General features: G+C 64.0%; 16 protein-coding genes. 8 read left to right on the top strand and 8 right to left on the bottom strand.

Annotated features, from left to right (window positions below):
• Positions 1-104: 104 nt before the first annotated feature.
• Together aceA and aceB are read right to left on the bottom strand one after the other, a co-directional pair.
• Entirely contained in the window at positions 105-1436 is a 1332-nt protein-coding gene (aceA, locus tag ACVOLI_RS12105) for an isocitrate lyase (RefSeq protein WP_296247512.1), read from the bottom strand.
• Between the two features lie 41 nt (positions 1437-1477).
• Entirely contained in the window at positions 1478-3121 is a 1644-nt protein-coding gene (gene aceB / locus ACVOLI_RS12100) for a malate synthase A (RefSeq protein WP_481614599.1), read from the bottom strand.
• A 108-nt stretch (positions 3122-3229) separates the two neighbouring features.
• Here aceB and ACVOLI_RS12095 point away from each other — a divergent pair, with 108 nt between their 5' ends.
• Positions 3230-4198, top strand: a complete 969-nt coding sequence (locus ACVOLI_RS12095; RefSeq protein WP_481509572.1) for a LysR family transcriptional regulator — start codon at positions 3230-3232, stop codon at positions 4196-4198.
• Between the two features lie 217 nt (positions 4199-4415).
• Entirely contained in the window at positions 4416-5324 is a 909-nt protein-coding gene (locus ACVOLI_RS12090; RefSeq protein WP_481614598.1) for a LysR family transcriptional regulator, read from the top strand.
• A gap of 153 nt (positions 5325-5477) precedes the next feature.
• Here ACVOLI_RS12090 and ACVOLI_RS12085 read toward each other — a convergent pair whose 3' ends face one another.
• The 6 genes from ACVOLI_RS12085 to lepB all read right to left on the bottom strand — a co-directional run bounded on the left by ACVOLI_RS12085 (position 5478) and on the right by lepB (position 13294).
• Complete coding sequence (locus ACVOLI_RS12085) at positions 5478-6707, bottom strand: MFS transporter (protein WP_481614611.1); 1230 nt, start codon at positions 6705-6707, stop codon at positions 5478-5480.
• A 275-nt stretch (positions 6708-6982) separates the two neighbouring features.
• Positions 6983-8689 carry a D-lactate dehydrogenase gene (gene dld, locus ACVOLI_RS12080; RefSeq protein WP_481614597.1) on the bottom strand — a complete coding sequence of 569 codons (1707 nt, stop codon included), beginning with the start codon at positions 8687-8689 and terminating at the stop codon, positions 6983-6985.
• Positions 8686-9825 (bottom strand): FMN-dependent L-lactate dehydrogenase LldD, encoded by a 1140-nt coding sequence (gene lldD, locus ACVOLI_RS12075; protein ID WP_481614596.1) that lies wholly within the window; start codon positions 9823-9825, stop codon positions 8686-8688. Before lldD ends, dld begins: the two co-directional genes overlap by 4 nt.
• A 3-nt stretch (positions 9826-9828) precedes the next feature.
• Positions 9829-10593, bottom strand: coding sequence for a transcriptional regulator LldR (gene lldR / locus ACVOLI_RS12070; protein ID WP_296247498.1), 765 nt, complete (start codon positions 10591-10593; stop codon positions 9829-9831).
• A 54-nt stretch (positions 10594-10647) separates the two neighbouring features.
• Positions 10648-12306, bottom strand: a complete 1659-nt coding sequence (gene lldP, locus ACVOLI_RS12065; protein ID WP_481614595.1) for an L-lactate permease — start codon at positions 12304-12306, stop codon at positions 10648-10650.
• 367 nt (positions 12307-12673) lie between these two features.
• Positions 12674-13294: a signal peptidase I gene (lepB, locus tag ACVOLI_RS12060; RefSeq protein ID WP_481614594.1), complete on the bottom strand. Its 621-nt coding sequence runs from the start codon at positions 13292-13294 to the stop codon at positions 12674-12676.
• Positions 13295-13487: 193 nt separating this feature from the next.
• Here lepB and ACVOLI_RS12055 point away from each other — a divergent pair, with 193 nt between their 5' ends.
• The 6 genes from ACVOLI_RS12055 (at position 13488) to ACVOLI_RS12030 (ending at position 16032) form a co-directional block, all read left to right on the top strand.
• Entirely contained in the window at positions 13488-13898 is a 411-nt protein-coding gene (locus ACVOLI_RS12055) for a hypothetical protein (protein WP_481614593.1), read from the top strand.
• Between the two features lie 3 nt (positions 13899-13901).
• On the top strand, positions 13902-14351 hold the full coding sequence (locus tag ACVOLI_RS12050; RefSeq protein ID WP_481614592.1) for a 3-dehydroquinate dehydratase: 450 nt from the start codon (positions 13902-13904) through the stop codon (positions 14349-14351).
• A gap of 1 nt (position 14352) precedes the next feature.
• On the top strand, positions 14353-14559 hold the full coding sequence (locus ACVOLI_RS12045; protein ID WP_481614591.1) for a hypothetical protein: 207 nt from the start codon (positions 14353-14355) through the stop codon (positions 14557-14559).
• 229 nt (positions 14560-14788) lie between these two features.
• Complete coding sequence (locus ACVOLI_RS12040) at positions 14789-15091, top strand: hypothetical protein (protein WP_481614590.1); 303 nt, start codon at positions 14789-14791, stop codon at positions 15089-15091.
• Positions 15092-15166: 75 nt separating this feature from the next.
• Positions 15167-15598, top strand: a complete 432-nt coding sequence (locus ACVOLI_RS12035) for a hypothetical protein (protein ID WP_481614589.1) — start codon at positions 15167-15169, stop codon at positions 15596-15598.
• Positions 15595-16032, top strand: a complete 438-nt coding sequence (locus ACVOLI_RS12030; protein ID WP_481614588.1) for a hypothetical protein — start codon at positions 15595-15597, stop codon at positions 16030-16032. The genes ACVOLI_RS12035 and ACVOLI_RS12030 overlap by 4 nt, the downstream gene beginning before the upstream one ends.
• Positions 16033-16177: the final 145 nt, after the last annotated feature.

Here is a 16177-nt window from a genome sequence, read left to right as displayed (position 1 = left end):
AAAATTATCGGTTTTGTGATCCGCCACACCGTTTAATACAGGGTCAAGCCCAAAAAAAAGAAGGGGCTCGTAAGAGCCCCTTGGAAACGACCTGGCCAGCGCCCTCAGGCAGCGACTTCAGTCTGGAACTGCTCTTCCTCGGTGGAACCGGTCAGCGCGGTCACACTGGAGGCGCCGCCCTGGATCACCGTGGTCACATCATCGAAGTAACCGGCGCCCACTTCCTGTTGGTGCGAGACGAAGGTGTAACCCTTTTCACGGGCAGCGAATTCCGGCTCCTGCACCTGCTCCACGTAGTGGCGCATACCTTCGCCACGGGCGTAGTCGTGGGCAAACTTGAAGGTGTTGAACCAGTTGATGTGGATGCCGGCCAGGGTGATGAACTGGTACTTGTAGCCCAGCGCGGCCAGCTCGTCCTGGAACCTGGCGATGGTCTTGTCGTCCAGGTTCTTCTTCCAGTTGAACGAGGGCGAGCAGTTGTAGGACAGCAGCTTGCCGGGGCTGGCAGCATGCACGGCCTGGGCGAACTCGCGGGCGAAGCCCAGGTCCGGGGTGCCGGTCTCGCACCACACCAGGTCGGCGTGCGGGGCGTAGGCGACGCCGCGGCTGATCGCCTGCTCCAGGCCGTTCTTCACCCGGTAGAAGCCCTCGGCGGTGCGCTGGCCGGTGACGAACGGCGCGTCATTGGGGTCGAAGTCGCTGGTCAGCAGGTTGGCGGCTTCGGCATCGGTGCGGGCCAGCACGATGGTCGGCACACCCAGCACGTCCGCCGCCAGGCGCGCGGCGGACAACTTCTGGATCGCCTCCTGGGTCGGCACCAACACCTTGCCGCCCATGTGGCCGCACTTCTTCACCGCCGCCAGCTGGTCCTCGAAATGCACCGCGGCGGCGCCGGCGACGATCATGTTCTTCATCAACTCGTAGGCGTTCAACACGCCACCGAATCCGGCCTCGCCATCGGCGACGATGGGCAGGAAGAAGTCGATCGCATCCTCGGCCTTGACCTTGCCGTCGATGATGTTCTTCCACTGGATTTCGTCGGCGCGCTGGAAGGTGTTGTTGATGCGGCGGACCATGGTCGGCACCGAATCGTAGGCATACAGCGACTGGTCCGGGTACATGGTCTCGGAGGTATTGCCGTCGGCAGCCACCTGCCAACCGGACAGGTACACCGCTTCCAAACCAGCCTTGGCCTGCTGCATAGCCTGGCCGGCGCTGATCGCACCGAAGGCGTTGACGTAGCCCTTCTTCGAGCCGCCATTGACCAGTTCCCACAGGCGCTCGGCGCCGCGCTTGGCCAGGGTGTACTCCGGCTGCACGCTGCCGCGCAGGCGCACCACGTCGGCGGCGCTGTAAGTCCGCTTCAAACCTTTCCAACGCGGGTTGGTATCCCAGTCCTGCTGCAGGGCGGCGATCTGTTGCTGGTAGCTGCTCATCGTGCTGTCCTCGAAAAGTCGTGCTTGCGTAAGGGGAAGGGTCAATCGATCTGCCGGTAGGCAGGCAGGGTCAGGAAGTCGGTCAGCTCGTCGGCGCGGCTGAGCTGGTCGAGCAGGCCGATGGCCTGGGTGATGCGGCTGCCACCAGGCAGTGCGGAGGTATCGCCAAGGCGCGTCGGAAGCGAGCGCAGGGTGCTGGCGAGCAGCGCGAAATCGATCGCGGTGCCGTCATCCAGGTGCTGGTTGCCGGCATGCAGCCACTGCCAGATCTGGCTACGGCTGATCTCGGCGGTGGCGGCGTCTTCCATCAGGTTGTGGATAGGCACGCAGCCGTTGCCGTCCAGCCAGGCGGCCAGGTAACGCACGCAGACTTCGACGTTGTTCTCGAAGCCGGCGCGGGTAACCGTGCCGCTGCAGGGCGCGATCAGTTCATCGCGGTTGGCCTGCACATCACGGCGCAGCACGTGGTGCTGGTTGGGGCCGGACATGTGCTCGTCGAAGATGGCGCGCGCCACCGGGATCAGCGCCGGGTGCGCCACCCAGGTGCCATCGTGGCCGGCGGTGACTTCGCGCAGCTTGTCGGCGCGCACCCGCGCCATCGCCTGCTCGTTGGCGGCGGCGTCGTGGTTGATCGGGATCTGCGCGGCCATGCCGCCCATCGCATGCGCGCCACGGCGGTGGCAGGTCTTGATCAGCAGTTCCGAATACGCCTTCAGGAACGGCTGGGTCATCGTCACCTGCCCGCGCTCCGGCAGCACCTTGTCGCCGTGGCGGCGGAAGGTCTTCAGGTAGGAAAAAATGTAATCCCAGCGACCGCAGTTCAGGCCGACGATGCGATCACGCAACACGTACAGGATCTCGTCCATCTCGAACACCGCCGGCAGCGTCTCGATCAGCACGGTGACCTTGATCTGCCCATGCGGCAGGCCAAGCATGCCTTCGATGTGCGACAGCGCGGTCTCCCACAGCGCCGCCTCTTCCATTGACTGCAGCTTGGGCAGGTAGAAATAGGGGCCGCGGTCCTTGTCCATCAGGGTCTGCGCGTTGTGGAAGGCGAACAGGGCCGCATCGAACAGGCCGCCGGCAATCGGCTGGCCGTCGATCAGCACGTGCTTCTCGTCCAGGTGCCAGCCGCGCGGGCGCACGATCAGCACCGCCTGCTCTTCGAACGGACGCAGCGTGTAGTGCTTGCCCGGACCCTTGGCGGTGGCCGGCGCGGTGAAGTCCAGATCGCCGCGCACCGCCGCCTTCATCGTCTGCTGCCCGGCCAGCACATTGCGCCAGGTCGGCGAGGTCGAATCCTCGAAGTCGGCCATGAACACCTTGGCACCGGAGTTCAGCGCATTGATGACCATCTTCGGATCGGTCGGGCCGGTGATCTCGACACGGCGGTCCTGCAGCGCGGCCGGGATCGGCGCCACGCTCCAGTCCTCCTCGCGGATGGCACGGGTGTCGGCGCGGAAATCCGGCAGGCCGCCCTGGTCGAAGAAGGCCTGGCGCTCGCGGCGGGCCACCAGCCGCGCCTGCCGGCCCGGCTCGACCGCACGGTGCAGCGATACGAGCAGGCCCAGCACGCCGGCCGGCAGCAGCGCGGACTGGCCGGCCAGCTGGGTGGTCAGGGTGATGCCCGGGGTCGGGCGGGGGGCGGACTGCTGGGCAACGACTGCGTGGGCGACGGCGGACATCGGAGGTTCCTGCGTATGTCGGGGACTCCAACGTGCCGTCGCAGGGAGGTATTTAACAAAACAGTTTTTGCAATGTTATCTATAAGTTGTGCTAATACTGGCTTCAAGATGCCCACCAAGCCACCCGTAACCCCGCGTTTTTCCTACAAGTCTGATCGGCTCAAGCCGCTGCGGGCGTTCCTGCAGACGGTGCGCCTGGGCTCGGTTTCGCGTGCTTCGGAAGCGCTTTTTGTCAGCCAACCGGCGGTGAGCCTGCAACTGCAGGCGCTGGAACGGGAGTTGGGAGTCGTGCTGTTCGAGCGCAGCGGGCGTCGGCTCGTGCCTACCCGCGAGGGCCAGCTGCTGTACGACATGGCGCAGCCGCTGGTGGAAAGCCTGGACGGGCTGCTGCCGCGTTTCCGCGAGAAGGTCAGCGGGTTGGATGCGGGCGAGCTGAATATCGCCGCAAATTCTTCGACCATCCTGTATCTCTTGCCGAAGATCGTCGAAAACTTTCGTCAGCAGCACCCGGATGTGCGCCTGACCCTGCACAACGCGATCAGTGCCGACGGCACCGACCTGCTGCGCAGCGACGCCGCCGACCTGGCCATCGGCTCGATGATGGATGTGCCGGCCGACCTCAGCTACGCCCCGGTCTACCGTTTCGAGCAGGTGCTGATCACCCCGCCCGACCACCCGCTGGCGAAGAAAAAGAACCTGACGCTGGAAGACCTGTCGCCGTGGCCGCTGATCCTGCCGCCGCGCCGGCAGATCACCTGGCGACTGGTCGACCTGGTGTTCCAGCAGCACCGCGTGCCCTACACGGTGGCGCTGGAAGTGGGCGGCTGGGAGGTGATCAAGCAGTACGTGGCAATGGGCATGGGCATCAGCATCGTCACTGCCCTGTGCCTGAACGACAGCGACCGCGACAAGCTGGCGACGCGGGCGATGAGCGATTACTTCCCCTCGCGCAGCTACGGCGTGGTGGTGCGGCGAGGCAAGGTGTTGTCGCCGCAGGCCAGGGCGTTTGTGGAGTTGATCCAGCCGGATCTGTTTGCACCGCGGCAGTACGACGATACCGGGCATTCGGAGCGGTAGGTTCTTTGGCTTTTGGCTTTTGGCTTTTGGCTTTGATGCCGTCATTCCCGTGCAGGCGGGGCTCTCAACCAACGTATGTTGGGTCATCGCTGTTGCCTCTGTTCTTGCCTCTGCCCTTGCCCTGGTCTCACACAGCCAGCAAAGAGCGATCCCCGCCTGCGCGGGGATGACGCGTGCATAGTTGGTCGCCAATGCCTTCGCAGCCTAGACTGCTCCAATGTCCCTGGAACTCCGCCACCTGCGCTATTTCCTGGCCGTCGCCGATACCTTGCACTTCGGCCGTGCCGCCGAGCGCCTGGGCATGTCGCAACCGCCGCTCAGCCAACAGATCCGGCAACTGGAAACCCTGCTTGATGCACAGTTGTTCGTGCGCAGCCACCGCCGCGTGCAGCTCACGCCCGCAGGCGAAGTACTGCTGGAACAAGCCCGCGACATCCTGCAGCGCATGGACAAGGCAGTCGACAGTGTGCAGCGCGCACAACGCGGCGAAAGCGGCGAGCTGCGCATCGGCCTGACCCGTGCGACACCGCTGTCACCGCAGATCCCGCGCGCGATCTACGCTTACCGGCAGCAGCACCCACAGGTGCAGATGCAGCTGCGCGAAATGAACAGCCTGCGCCAGATCGATGCCCTGCTTGCCGACGAATTGGACGTGGGCATCATCCGCAAGCGCGTGCTGCCGGACGAACTGGTTGCACAGCACCTGTTCGACGATCCCTTGGCACTGGTCGTGCATGCAAGCCACCCGGCGCTGCGCGGCAAGGACCCGGCAACGGTACGTTTGTCGTTGAAGCAATTCGCACTCGACCCGTTTGTCGGCTTCTCACGCGATTCGGGTGCAGGCATCCACGACCATGTGATCACCCTGTGCCGCAATGCCGGCTTCAGCCCGCGCATCGTGCAGGAAGCCGGTGAGTCATCGACCTTGATCAGTCTGGTCGCTGCCGGGCTTGGCGTATGCGTACTGCCGGCCTCATGCAGCCACATCCAGGTGGAGGGCGCGTGCTTTGTGGAACTGGCCGATCGAGGCGCGGCATCCGAGATCCAGTTGGCATGGCGGCGTGAAGCGGTGACGCCGTTGTTGCGGCAGTTCATTGCGTTGTTGAAGCGGGAAGTGGCGGGCTGAAGAAAGCCGGAGCAAAGAGCAACAGCACAAACACCCCTCCCCAACCCTCCCCTGCGCTACGCGCAAGGGAGGGGGCGAAGCTCGGCTCCCTCCCTTTGCCGCAGGCAAGGGGAGGGTTGGGGAGGGGTGCTTTTTGCTTCTAGCTGCTAGCTCTCAGCCCTTCGCCTCAACCAAAACCAAACCAGCCTCCCCTTCCAGCCGACGCCACAAACGCCAGGCCGCACCGACACCCGCCAACGTCAGCATCAAGCAGAAAACGCAGACACCGGCCCAACCCCAGTGCGTATAGAACACACCACCCACGGCGCCCAATACGCTGGAGCCCAGGTAGTATGAAAACAGATACAAGGCCGACGCTTCAGCACGCAGTGCACCTGCGCGCACACCCACCCAGCTGCTGGCCACCGAATGGCCACCAAAGAACCCGAACGTCGCCAGCGCGATACCCATGGCCATCGCAGGCAACCACGGCATCGCCAGCAGCACGATGCCCACCAGCACCAAGCCGAATGAAAGGGCCAGCACCGGTCCTCGTCCCAGGCGATTGGCAAGCTGCCCCATCCACGCCGAACTGACGCTGCCCACCAGATACACGGTGAAGATCAGTCCGACCACGGTCTGGCTCAAGCCATACGGCGGCGCCAGCAGGTGATAGCCAAGGAAGTTGTACAAGGTCACGAACACGCCCAGCAGCAGGAAGCCGCAGGCAAACAACCACGGCAACGCTGCATCGCGGAACAGCCCGGCAAAGCGCGCCGGCAGCTGCATCGGCTCGGCACGCTTGGCGCGGAAGTGGCGCGATGCCGGCAGCTGTGTCCACAGCGCCACGCTCGCCAACAACGCAATCACGCCAACCGCGGCGATACCTGCGCGCCAACCCCAATGGTCGGCCACCACACCGGCAATCAAGCGCCCGCTCATGCCACCCACCGCGTTGCCGCCGATATACAGGCCCATCGCCAAACCCAGCGAGCGGCTGTCCATTTCCTCGACCAGCCAGGTCATGGCCACGGCCGGCACGCCGCTCAGGCTCAGGCCAAGCAGGGTGCGCAGCAGCAGCAGGGTGTTCCAGTCATCGGTCAGTGCGGTAGCCAGGGTGAGCAACGCAGAAGTGAGCAGCGACGCCACCATCACCGGGCGCCTGCCGATGCGGTCGGAAACCATGCCCGCCACCAGCATCGCAACCGCCAACACGCCGGTGCTCGCCGACAAGGCCAAGGCGCTGTTGCCAGCACTTATGCCGAAGTGGCTGCTGAAGCCCGGCAGCAGCGGCTGCACGCAGTACAGCACGCCAAAAGTAGCGAAGCCGGCCATGAACAAGGCCAGCACCGCGCGCCGGAACTCAGGTGTGCCCTGGCGGATGTGGGGATGTTCGGCTGCCATGCTCGACGCGATGATCGGGGCCAGCGATTCGTTGCAGGCTGGCGTGTTGCCGGGTCCGGATTGCATTGTTTCCTGGCCTGTAGCGGCAGGCCGGTTTATCGGAGATGCGGGAAGCTTGAACCTGCGGATCGAGTCGATCCATAACCTGCTGTGTACGGATTGATATCTGCAAAATATTGATTGAGGCGACTGTAGGAGCGGCATAAGCCGCGAAGCTGGCTATCCCGACCGGCACCGGCTTCGCGGCTTACGCCGCTCCTACAAACGCAAGCGCCTCAATGCCCGCTGCAATCGCAGCCCTTCCAGCCCGGCTGCTTGCTGGTCTGGCCAATGCCCGGGTTGAAAGTATTGCTCGGGTCCAGCTGCTGGTAGAACTGCGCCAGCGCCGGCTTGGCCGGATACAGGTGACCGACGTTGTGCTCGGCCGGGTACTCGGCACCGCGTTCGTCCAGCAGCTTCCACATGGCGTGTTCGATCGCCATCGGGTCTTCACCCTTGCGGGCGATGTAGTCCTGGTGGAATACATGGCACAGGAAGTGACCGTAATAGAGTTTGTGCAGCAAGCGCGCATCCAACTCGGCCGGCAACTGCTCGAACCACGCGCGGTCGTCGCGGCGCAGGGCGATATCCAGTGCGACGATGTCCTGTACCTGCGCACGATGCACTTCGCGATAGCGCACCGCCGCGCCAGCCACTGCGAACCTGTGCAGGAAGGCCTTGCGACCTTCATCCGGCGTGCAATGGAAGTAGTCGCCTTCATGCCCGGCGAAGAAGCCGCGCAACCACTGCTCGGTCGCTGCCGCATCCTGTGCGGAAACCTTGACCAGCAAATGGTGCTCATAACGCTGGCGGAACTCGCCCATGCGCTTGGGCAGGTGCGAAGGCAACAGCCCGGTCAGCAGCTGCATCGCGTGATCGGTGACGCCACGCAGGCCCAGCCGCTCGAACCAGCCATCAACCCGGCTCTTCAAGGCGAATGCCGCCGGTACCCGTGCCGTGCCCAGCTTGTCGATCAGCAGGAAGGTGTCCTTGCCGTAGCGCTCACCGATGTCATAGGCGACGCGATGGATGTACTCACCGGAAATCGGCAGGCGCTCGAAGCCGGTCAACAGCTGGCGGCGGATCGCGGTAAGGCTTTCGGTGCTGTTGCTGCCGATATAGAACACCTCGGCCGCTTCCTTGGCGAAGGTGTCCAGGCGCACCGCGAATACGGCCAGTTTGCCGGCCGAACCCGCGGCTTCGTAATGACGGCTGGGATCGGCGTTGAAACGCGCGGGCGTTGCCGCGTCCACCTGCCGCACCTGCTCGGCATAGCGCGGATCGGAACCGGCGCGCTCGCCATCAACGCGCACATCGGCGGGCTGGTAGTCGCCGGCCTGCAGGCACTGCAGGATTTCCTCCGGCGTATCGCCGAGGGCGATGCCAAGATGGTTAACCAGCTGCAGGTGGCCTTCGCCATCCACCTGCGCGTACAGCGCCATTTCGGTGTAGGCCGGACCACGCCGCACCAGCGAGCCACCGGAGTTGTTGCAGACACCGCCCAGCACCGAGGCACCGATGCACGAGGAACCAATCACCGAATGCGGCTCACGCCCCAATGGCGCCAGGGTTTGTTCGAGTCGATCCAAGGTGGCACCGGGCAGGCACAGCACCTGCCGCCCTTCATCGAGCAGTTGCACGCCGGTCAGCCGCAGCGTGCTGATCAGCACGATCGGCCGACCATAGTCGTTGCCATCCGGCGTCGAGCCACCGGTCAAACCGGTATTGGCCGCCTGCAGGATGATCGCCGCCCCGCCCTGCACCGCTGCCTGCAAGGCGCGCCACATCTCCAGCAGGCTCCCCGGCCGCACCACCGCCAGCACAGCGCCATCGCCAAAGCGGTAGCCCTTGCGGAAGCGCCGGGTTGCCTTGTCGCCAGTCAATACATGGGCGTCACCAACGGCAGCGCGCAACTGCGCCAGCAGTGCCTCGTTCGCACTCATGCCAGGTTGACCAGCGAGTCGCGGCTGATATCGGCAATGCTACGTGCGCCGGTCAGCGTCATCGCCACGCGCATTTCCTTGGCGATCAGGTCCAGCAGGTTGGCCACCCCAGCCTCGCCCTGTGCGGCAAGCGCGTAGACGAAGGCACGGCCGAGCAGCACGCTGTCCGCGCCGAGTGCAAGCATGCGCACCACATCCAGACCGGTACGGATGCCCGAGTCGGCGAGGATCTTCAGATCGCCCTGCACCGCGTCTGCAATCGCCGGCAAGGCACGTGCGGTGGACAGCACGCCATCCAGCTGGCGGCCGCCGTGATTGGAAACCACGATGCCATCGGCGCCAAAACGCACCGCATCGCGTGCATCATCCGGATCGAGAATGCCCTTGATCACCATCGGGCCTTTCCAGAACTCGCGGATCCATTCCAGGTCCTTCCACGAGATCGACGGGTCGAAGTTGTTGCCCAGCCAACCGATGTAATCCTCCAACCCTGTCGGGCTGCCGCGATAGGCGGAGATGTTGCCCAGGTCATGCGGACGGCCGAACAGGCCAACGTCCCAGGCCCAACGCGGATGGGTCATCGCCTGGCCGATGCGGCGCATGCCGGCATTCGGGCCACTCATGCCCGAGTGCGCATCGCGGTAGCGCGCGCCCGGCACCGGCATGTCGACGGTGAACACCAGCGTGGTGACGCCGGCGGCCTGCGCGCGCTCCAATGCGTTGCGCATGAAACCGCGGTCGCGCAGCACGTACAGCTGGAACCACATCGGTCGCTTGATCGCCGGTGCCACTTCCTCGATCGGGCACACCGACACCGTCGACAGCGTGAACGGAACGCCGCGGCTGTCCGCCGCACGCGCCGCCTGCACTTCACCGCGGCGCGCATACATGCCGGTCAGGCCGACCGGTGCCAGCGCAACCGGCATTGCCAGTTTTTCGCCGAACAACTCGGTTTCCAGGCTGAGCTCGGACATGTCGCGCAGGATGCGCTGGCGCAGCGCGATGTCGGACAGATCGGAAACATTACGTTTGAGCGTGTGTTCGGCATACGCGCCGCCATCGATGTAGTGGAACAGGAACGGCGGCAGACGACGCTGCGCGGCCGCACGGTAATCGGTGGAGGCGGAGATGATCATGGGTCAACCGTGGGGAGAAGGAAGCCGCGAAGCGCGGGCACGCCGCGCTTCGTCTTCATCGAGCGTGCGCAGGGTCGTGTGCACGAACTCAAGATGGGTATGCGCTGCGGCACGCGCACGCTCGGGGTCGCCGGCCAGTACCGCGTCCATCATTTCGCGGTGCTGGTCAGACAGAGGGGAAAACGTTGTCGATGCGGTGTAGAGCTTCTCGCGGCTCTGCGAAATATTGGTCTGTAGTAGCTCGAACAGGCCGCGCATCACCTGCAGCAGCACCAGATTGTGCGAGGCCTCGGCGATGGACAGATGGAAGGCGGCATCGGCGCGCGCTTCGCCGGCCGGATCATCCTTGCCATGCGCGTCCATCATGGTCTGGAAAGCCTGCGCGATGCGTGCGCGGTCGTCATCGGTAGCCCGCAACGCCGCATGCCACGCGGTTGCGCCTTCCAGCGCATGGCGGATTTCCAGCACGTCGAAACGGTATTCCGGATCACCCTGGAACAGCGGCAGATACGGCACCAGCGGTTCATCCAAGGCCTGCCGCGCACGTGCAGCCGGCTCAGCCACATAGGTGCCGCCGCCGACCCGCGCCACCAGCAGGCCCTGGCTGCCAAGCTGGGCAATCGCCTCACGCAGCGCCGTGCGCGAGACCCCGAGCTGCACCGCCAGTGCGCGCTCGGAAGGCAGCCGGTCACCCGGCTGCAGTTGTTGTTCGTCCACCAGCACGCGCAGCTGCGCGGCCACCTTGTCGGAAATACGTTGCGTACTCATGCCGACATTGTGGCCCGAAGCTGCACTGCGTTGGCGGATGCGCGCGGCCATGGCTCAGGGAATCATCCAGGTCAGCCAATAGGCCTGCGCGGTGGTGATCAGGCCGACCATTACCGTGAAGATCAGGCTGTGCTTGACGGTGAAGCGGAACAGGTCAGATTCCTTGCCGGCCAGGCCCACCGCCGCACAGGCGATGGCGATGGACTGCGGCGAGATCATCTTGCCGGTGACGCCGCCGGTGGTATTGGCCGCAACCAGCAACACCTCGGACACACCGATCTGCTGCGCGGTGGTCGCCTGCAAGGCCGAGAACAAGGCATTGGACGAGGTATCCGAACCGGTCAGGAATACACCCAGCCAGCCCAGGAACGGCGAGAAGAACGTGAAGGCCTTGCCGGTATGTGCAAGCGCCAGCGCCAATGTCGCCGACAAGCCGGAGTAATTGGCGATGAAAGCGAAGGCCAGCACCATGCCGATGGAATAGATCGGCATCTTCAGTTCATTGACGGTCTCAGCAAAGGTGCGCACCGCCGCACGTACCGGCATGCGCAGGTAGATGATGGCGATCACCGCCGCCAGCATGATCGCGGTGCCGGTAGCCGAGATGGCATCAAACTTGTACACGGCCTCGTAAGCGGTAGGCGCGTTCACGATCGGCGGCATCTTCTGCACCAGCTGGTCCAGGCCCGGTACCGGCAGCTTCAGCACCCAGCTCTCCAGCGGGCCACCGGGGGCGAACAAGGCCTTGAACGGCTTGATGCTCCACAGCGTGACCATCGCGGTGAGGATCAGGAACGGCGACCACGCCTTGGCGATCTGGCCGGCACTGTAACGCGGTGCGGCCGATGCCTGCGCGGCAACGTCAGCATTGGCTTCGGTTTCAAAGCGGAAGATGCGCTTGGGTTGCCAGCGACGCAGGAACAGCGTCAGGCACACCAGCGATGCCAGCGAGGCAGTGATATCCGGCAGTTCAGGGCCGATGAAATTGGAGGTCAGGTACTGCGCGATGGCGAAGGAACCACCGGCAACCAGCACCGCCGGCCAGGTTTCCTTGATGCCGCGCCAGCCATCCATGATGGCCATGATCCAGAACAGCACGATGATGGTCAGGAACGGCAGCTGGCGGCCGGCCATCTGCCCGATCTCGAACGCATCCAGGCCGGTGACCTGACCGGCGACGATGATCGGAATGCCCATCGCACCGAAAGCCACCGGCGCGGTGTTGACGATCAGGCACAGGCCAGCGGCATACAGCGGCTTGAAGCCCAGCCCGACCAGCAACGCGGCGGTGATCGCCACCGGTGCGCCAAAACCTGCGGCACCTTCAAGGAAGGCACCGAAGGCGAAGCCGACCATCAGCATCTGCAGGCGCTGGTCTTCGGTCACCGACAGGATCGAGGCACGGATGATCGCGAACTGGCCAGTCTTGACCGACACCTTGTACAGGAACACCGCGCCGATGATGATCCAGGCAATCGGCCACAGCCCGTACAGGAAGCCGAAACCGGCTGCACCCAAGGCCTGCGACACCGGCATGCGATAGAACAGCAGTGCAACGGCCAGCGCGATGGCGACGGTGATGGTGCCGGCCAGCCAGCCCTTCATGCGCAGCACGGCCAGGGCAACGAAGAAGAAAGCGATCGGCAACAGCGCGATCAGGCTGGACAGCCAGAGGTTGCCAGCGGGGTCGTACAGTTGTTCCCAGGGCTGCATGCAGGTTCTCGTCAAAGGCGAAAGGCGGCCCACCCGCAGGTGGCGTGGCGGCGGTCGCGAATATTGGTATTACCAATATTCAATCTGTCTGACCAACGAACCGCGATTGAATCGCCGTTTTCGCGAAGATCCTATTAGACCATAGGGTTAGTAAGGATAATTGGTCGTACCAATATCCGGATTTTGTAGGAGCGGCGTAAGCCGCGAAGCCGATATCGGTACAGCCACCCATCCACGTGCCACTGCATCCATGCAGCTTGCCGGCGCCGTCAGCTTCGCGGCTTACGCCGCTCCCAAAAAAAAAAACAAAAACAAAGGCAAAAAAAACGGCACGTCTCCGTGCCGGTTTCTTCATCGCCATCGCCACTTACAAACGCCGCCACTCCGGCCCATCACCGCGTCGCCAATACACCGCCACTGCCTTGCCATACACCGTATCGGCATCCACCAAACCAAAGAAACGGCCATCGAAGCTGTTACCACGATGATCACCCACCACCAGCAGCTTGCCAGCTGGAATGGTGATGCCATTGATGTCCGGGCCACCGCCATCACGCAGGTCCAGCTGCACCTGCTTGCTGCCGAACAACTCCTGCGCCACGTCCTGACGCAGTGGCTGCTCGTTGATGGACAGATAGCCGTCGTGCAGCTGCACACGGTCGCCAGCCACGGCAACCACGCGCTTGATCAGGCGCGTGCCATCGGCCGGCGAATCGAACACCGCCACGTCACCGCGCTGCGGTGCCTGCCCCGCCAACAGCCGTACATCCGTGAAGGGAACGCGCAGGCCGTACGCACGCATATCCACCACTACCCGGTCACCCGGTTGCAGGGTCGGCTGCATCGAGCCACTGGGCACCTGGTAGTGGTTGGCCAGGCTGTCGCGGGCAGCAAACAGCAGCAGCAACATCACCGCCAAAGGGAAGGCTTCGCGTCGCAGCCAGGCCAGCACGGGATGGGGCGATGCAAGGGACGCAGTCTCATTCATGGCTGATCACCAACTCCGGGGTCAAGCCGAATTGACCGTCCAAGGCGGCCGAAGTTCCCCGTGGTGCCGGCGCCCGGTCCACGCACTTGCTACGCAGACTTTACGCCGCCACGCCCAGCCACCATCGCGATTTGACGCGGCTGCAGCGCATCGTGGCACCACCGCGCCGCACGGCGCTTGAACATGGTGCTACATGAGCGTTTTACTGATCCGGCACACCCAGAAGCCAATGCCGGATGCATCCTTCCTGCCTGCACAGCTCGCAGGGCAGCCGCTGCAATGCCTGTACTGCGCCTCATTGCCCGCTTTGGCCCAATGCCTGCAGCACGCACGGCAGCATGCGCCGAGCTGGGTGCTGATCGAGAACAGCGCAGCCGACGCGGCGCAATGGACGCTGCACGGCCGCAGCGTATGCAACGCCCTGGACGCCCTGTCGGCACCGTACATCGAAATCGCCAGCGATGATGCCGATACGCTGGAGACCCATCTGCATCCGCACCACGCTGCAACTGCGGTGGTGGTCTGCAGCACTGGTACCGATGAGGCGCGACATCTGTCGCTGGCCATTGCCACACGCCTGCTCAGCAATGGAAAAGGTGGCTGAGCCATGGCGATCTTCATCGTACGTGGGCCCGATGCCTGTGATGCACTGCTGCAAGCTGCCGTGCCGCTGCCACGTCAAGTCATGAATGCATTGGTGCATCGCGCACTCGATGTCGGCATCAGCGTCGCGCAACGCAACTGCCATTCCGAGCAGGAGCTGTTGGACGCGCTATGCGCTGCCGACCACAACCAGGACGACGTGATCCTGCTTGCACCAGCGGCCTGCGTGCACAGCCAGCGCTTGCAGCGACTGCTGCCTCGCCTACGCAACGCCTACGTGGAAGTTCACGAGGATACCAGCGGCGCGCCGCAGTCCTGCCTGCCGGAGCATCTTGGCCATCGTCTTGGCATCGCCCAGGGCTACTGTGCGCAAAGCTATGTACTGGCCATGGAACTGGCACTTGAACACCTGTGCTGCAGCGATGTCGGCGACCGCGTGCATGTAGGCACCTGAGATGGATGCGCATCGCTACATCGTTGGCTATGAGGTCTATCTGGATGGCCACCCGTTCTGGTGGGGGCATCTGGCCGTGCATCTGCAGGATGCAGATCCGATGCTGTTGCAGCCGCAGCTGCTGCTGGATCATCTGTGTGCGACGGCGGCGCAGCGACACGATGTTGCTTCGGCGCAGGTGCGGTTGAAGATGATCAGTCGGCTGTAGCGAATGGTGTTCCTTTCTACCGGCTTCGTTGCCTACGCCGCTCCTGCACACTACGGGTGGATTGCCTGGAAAGCCCCTTGCCAAGCGTGGTTCGGCACTACATGCTGCCATCTGGCGCGCTTTCGCAGTTGGGCCTCGCCCAATACACTCGGCCTGCCCTCTTTGAACTGCAGGTCTTCGACTCCACATGCCTCTACTCAACGGTTTCGCGCTGGGCCGGGAATTCGATATGGAGACGGAACTGGTGCAGGCATGTTCGGAAGCGCCAAACCACATCCTGGAACAGCTGGTTTTCAGCTCGGAACTGGTCTTTGATCCCTGCCGTGAGCAACTGGAGAAGGCGCTCTCGCTTCGTTACGGCCCATCTGCAGCGCCCATCTTGAGCGTGAACGGAGAAGTTTCCGTGGCCTGCTATACCTTCGCCAAGGACGCAACACGGGTCACCGCGCAGATCTCCTGCGAAGGGCCGAACTACCGCTGCCATGGCTTCTTCCATGCCACCACCCGCTGGCAACCGGATTCCAGTCCGTGATTCGCTATCATCGGCTCGTGGGCGTGTACACGCCAACCTGAAGCACGCATTCGATTCCCAAGGACGATCCCTGACATGAATAGTCATTCCATGCTGCTGTGGTTGCTGCTTGCCGTTGCACCGGCTGCGGCGGCGGATACCCAGGATGAAGCAGCCACATTGGCCATCGTCACCGCCGGCCATTGGCAGTCAGGGCAACAGCAGGGGGTCTACCGGGTGCGCCTGGAGAATGTGGGCTTCGAGCACGTGTCCTGCCGCGTCTGGATTGAATGGCTGAGCGTACCGGCCTCCGGGCAACCCTTCACGATGGTTGCAAGGCTGCCCTTGGCTGAAGCATCGGACAGCTTCTGGTCGTGTCCCAACCGAAGCGGCACTGTCGTGCTGAGCGACGCAGCGTTGCAGCTCAATCTGGTTCATGCGTATTCGCTGGAGCCGCGTGTGTTCAATGTGGCGCTGGGTGCGCCGGGGCACTACCAGTTGCAGACCGAGGGGAGTGCATCACCGTGACGAAAGCAATTTCCCCTTCTTTCATCCTGATGAAGAGCACTTCGCGCTTGATCGGCCGCAGCCTGTTGTTGCTGGGAGTGTTGCTACTGGGCGCATGCGCAACCCGCCCCGGCCCGCTGGGCGCTTTGTCCAACATCGTGGTTACCGGCAGTGGCGTCGACAACGAGCGCGATGCGCTTCTATGCGATGGATTCAAACCTGATGCGCAGCAGCTGCGTGTGTTCTTCCGCCATGCCGTATTGATCACCCCGCGCCAGGAACATGATTTTTTCCTGCTCGGGCCCTGCTATGTGCGCGGCACGCTCACCACCCGCTATGAGAGTTGGCACTGGGAACTGCGCAACGGCGGCACCGCGCGGGTTACTTCCGCTGCGGGTGATGATTCCTTCCTGCTGGCCGATCCGCGTGAGGAATCATCGCTTGGCGATGAGTGAGGCCAGCGCCGTTCCGTAGTGGGGGGGGGGCGGGGGGGGGGGGGGGGGGGGGGGGTGGGGAGCGGGGCGGGGGGGGGGCGGGGGCGGCCGAGGCCCCGCCGGGGCCCCCCGGCGCGGGGGGGGGGGGGGGGGGGGGGGGGGGGCG

It is taken from the genome of Stenotrophomonas sp. STEN029 (assembly GCF_056760015.1).
Note: the sequence above shows the minus strand (reverse complement) of the source record. Positions and strands in the feature narration are given on the sequence as shown.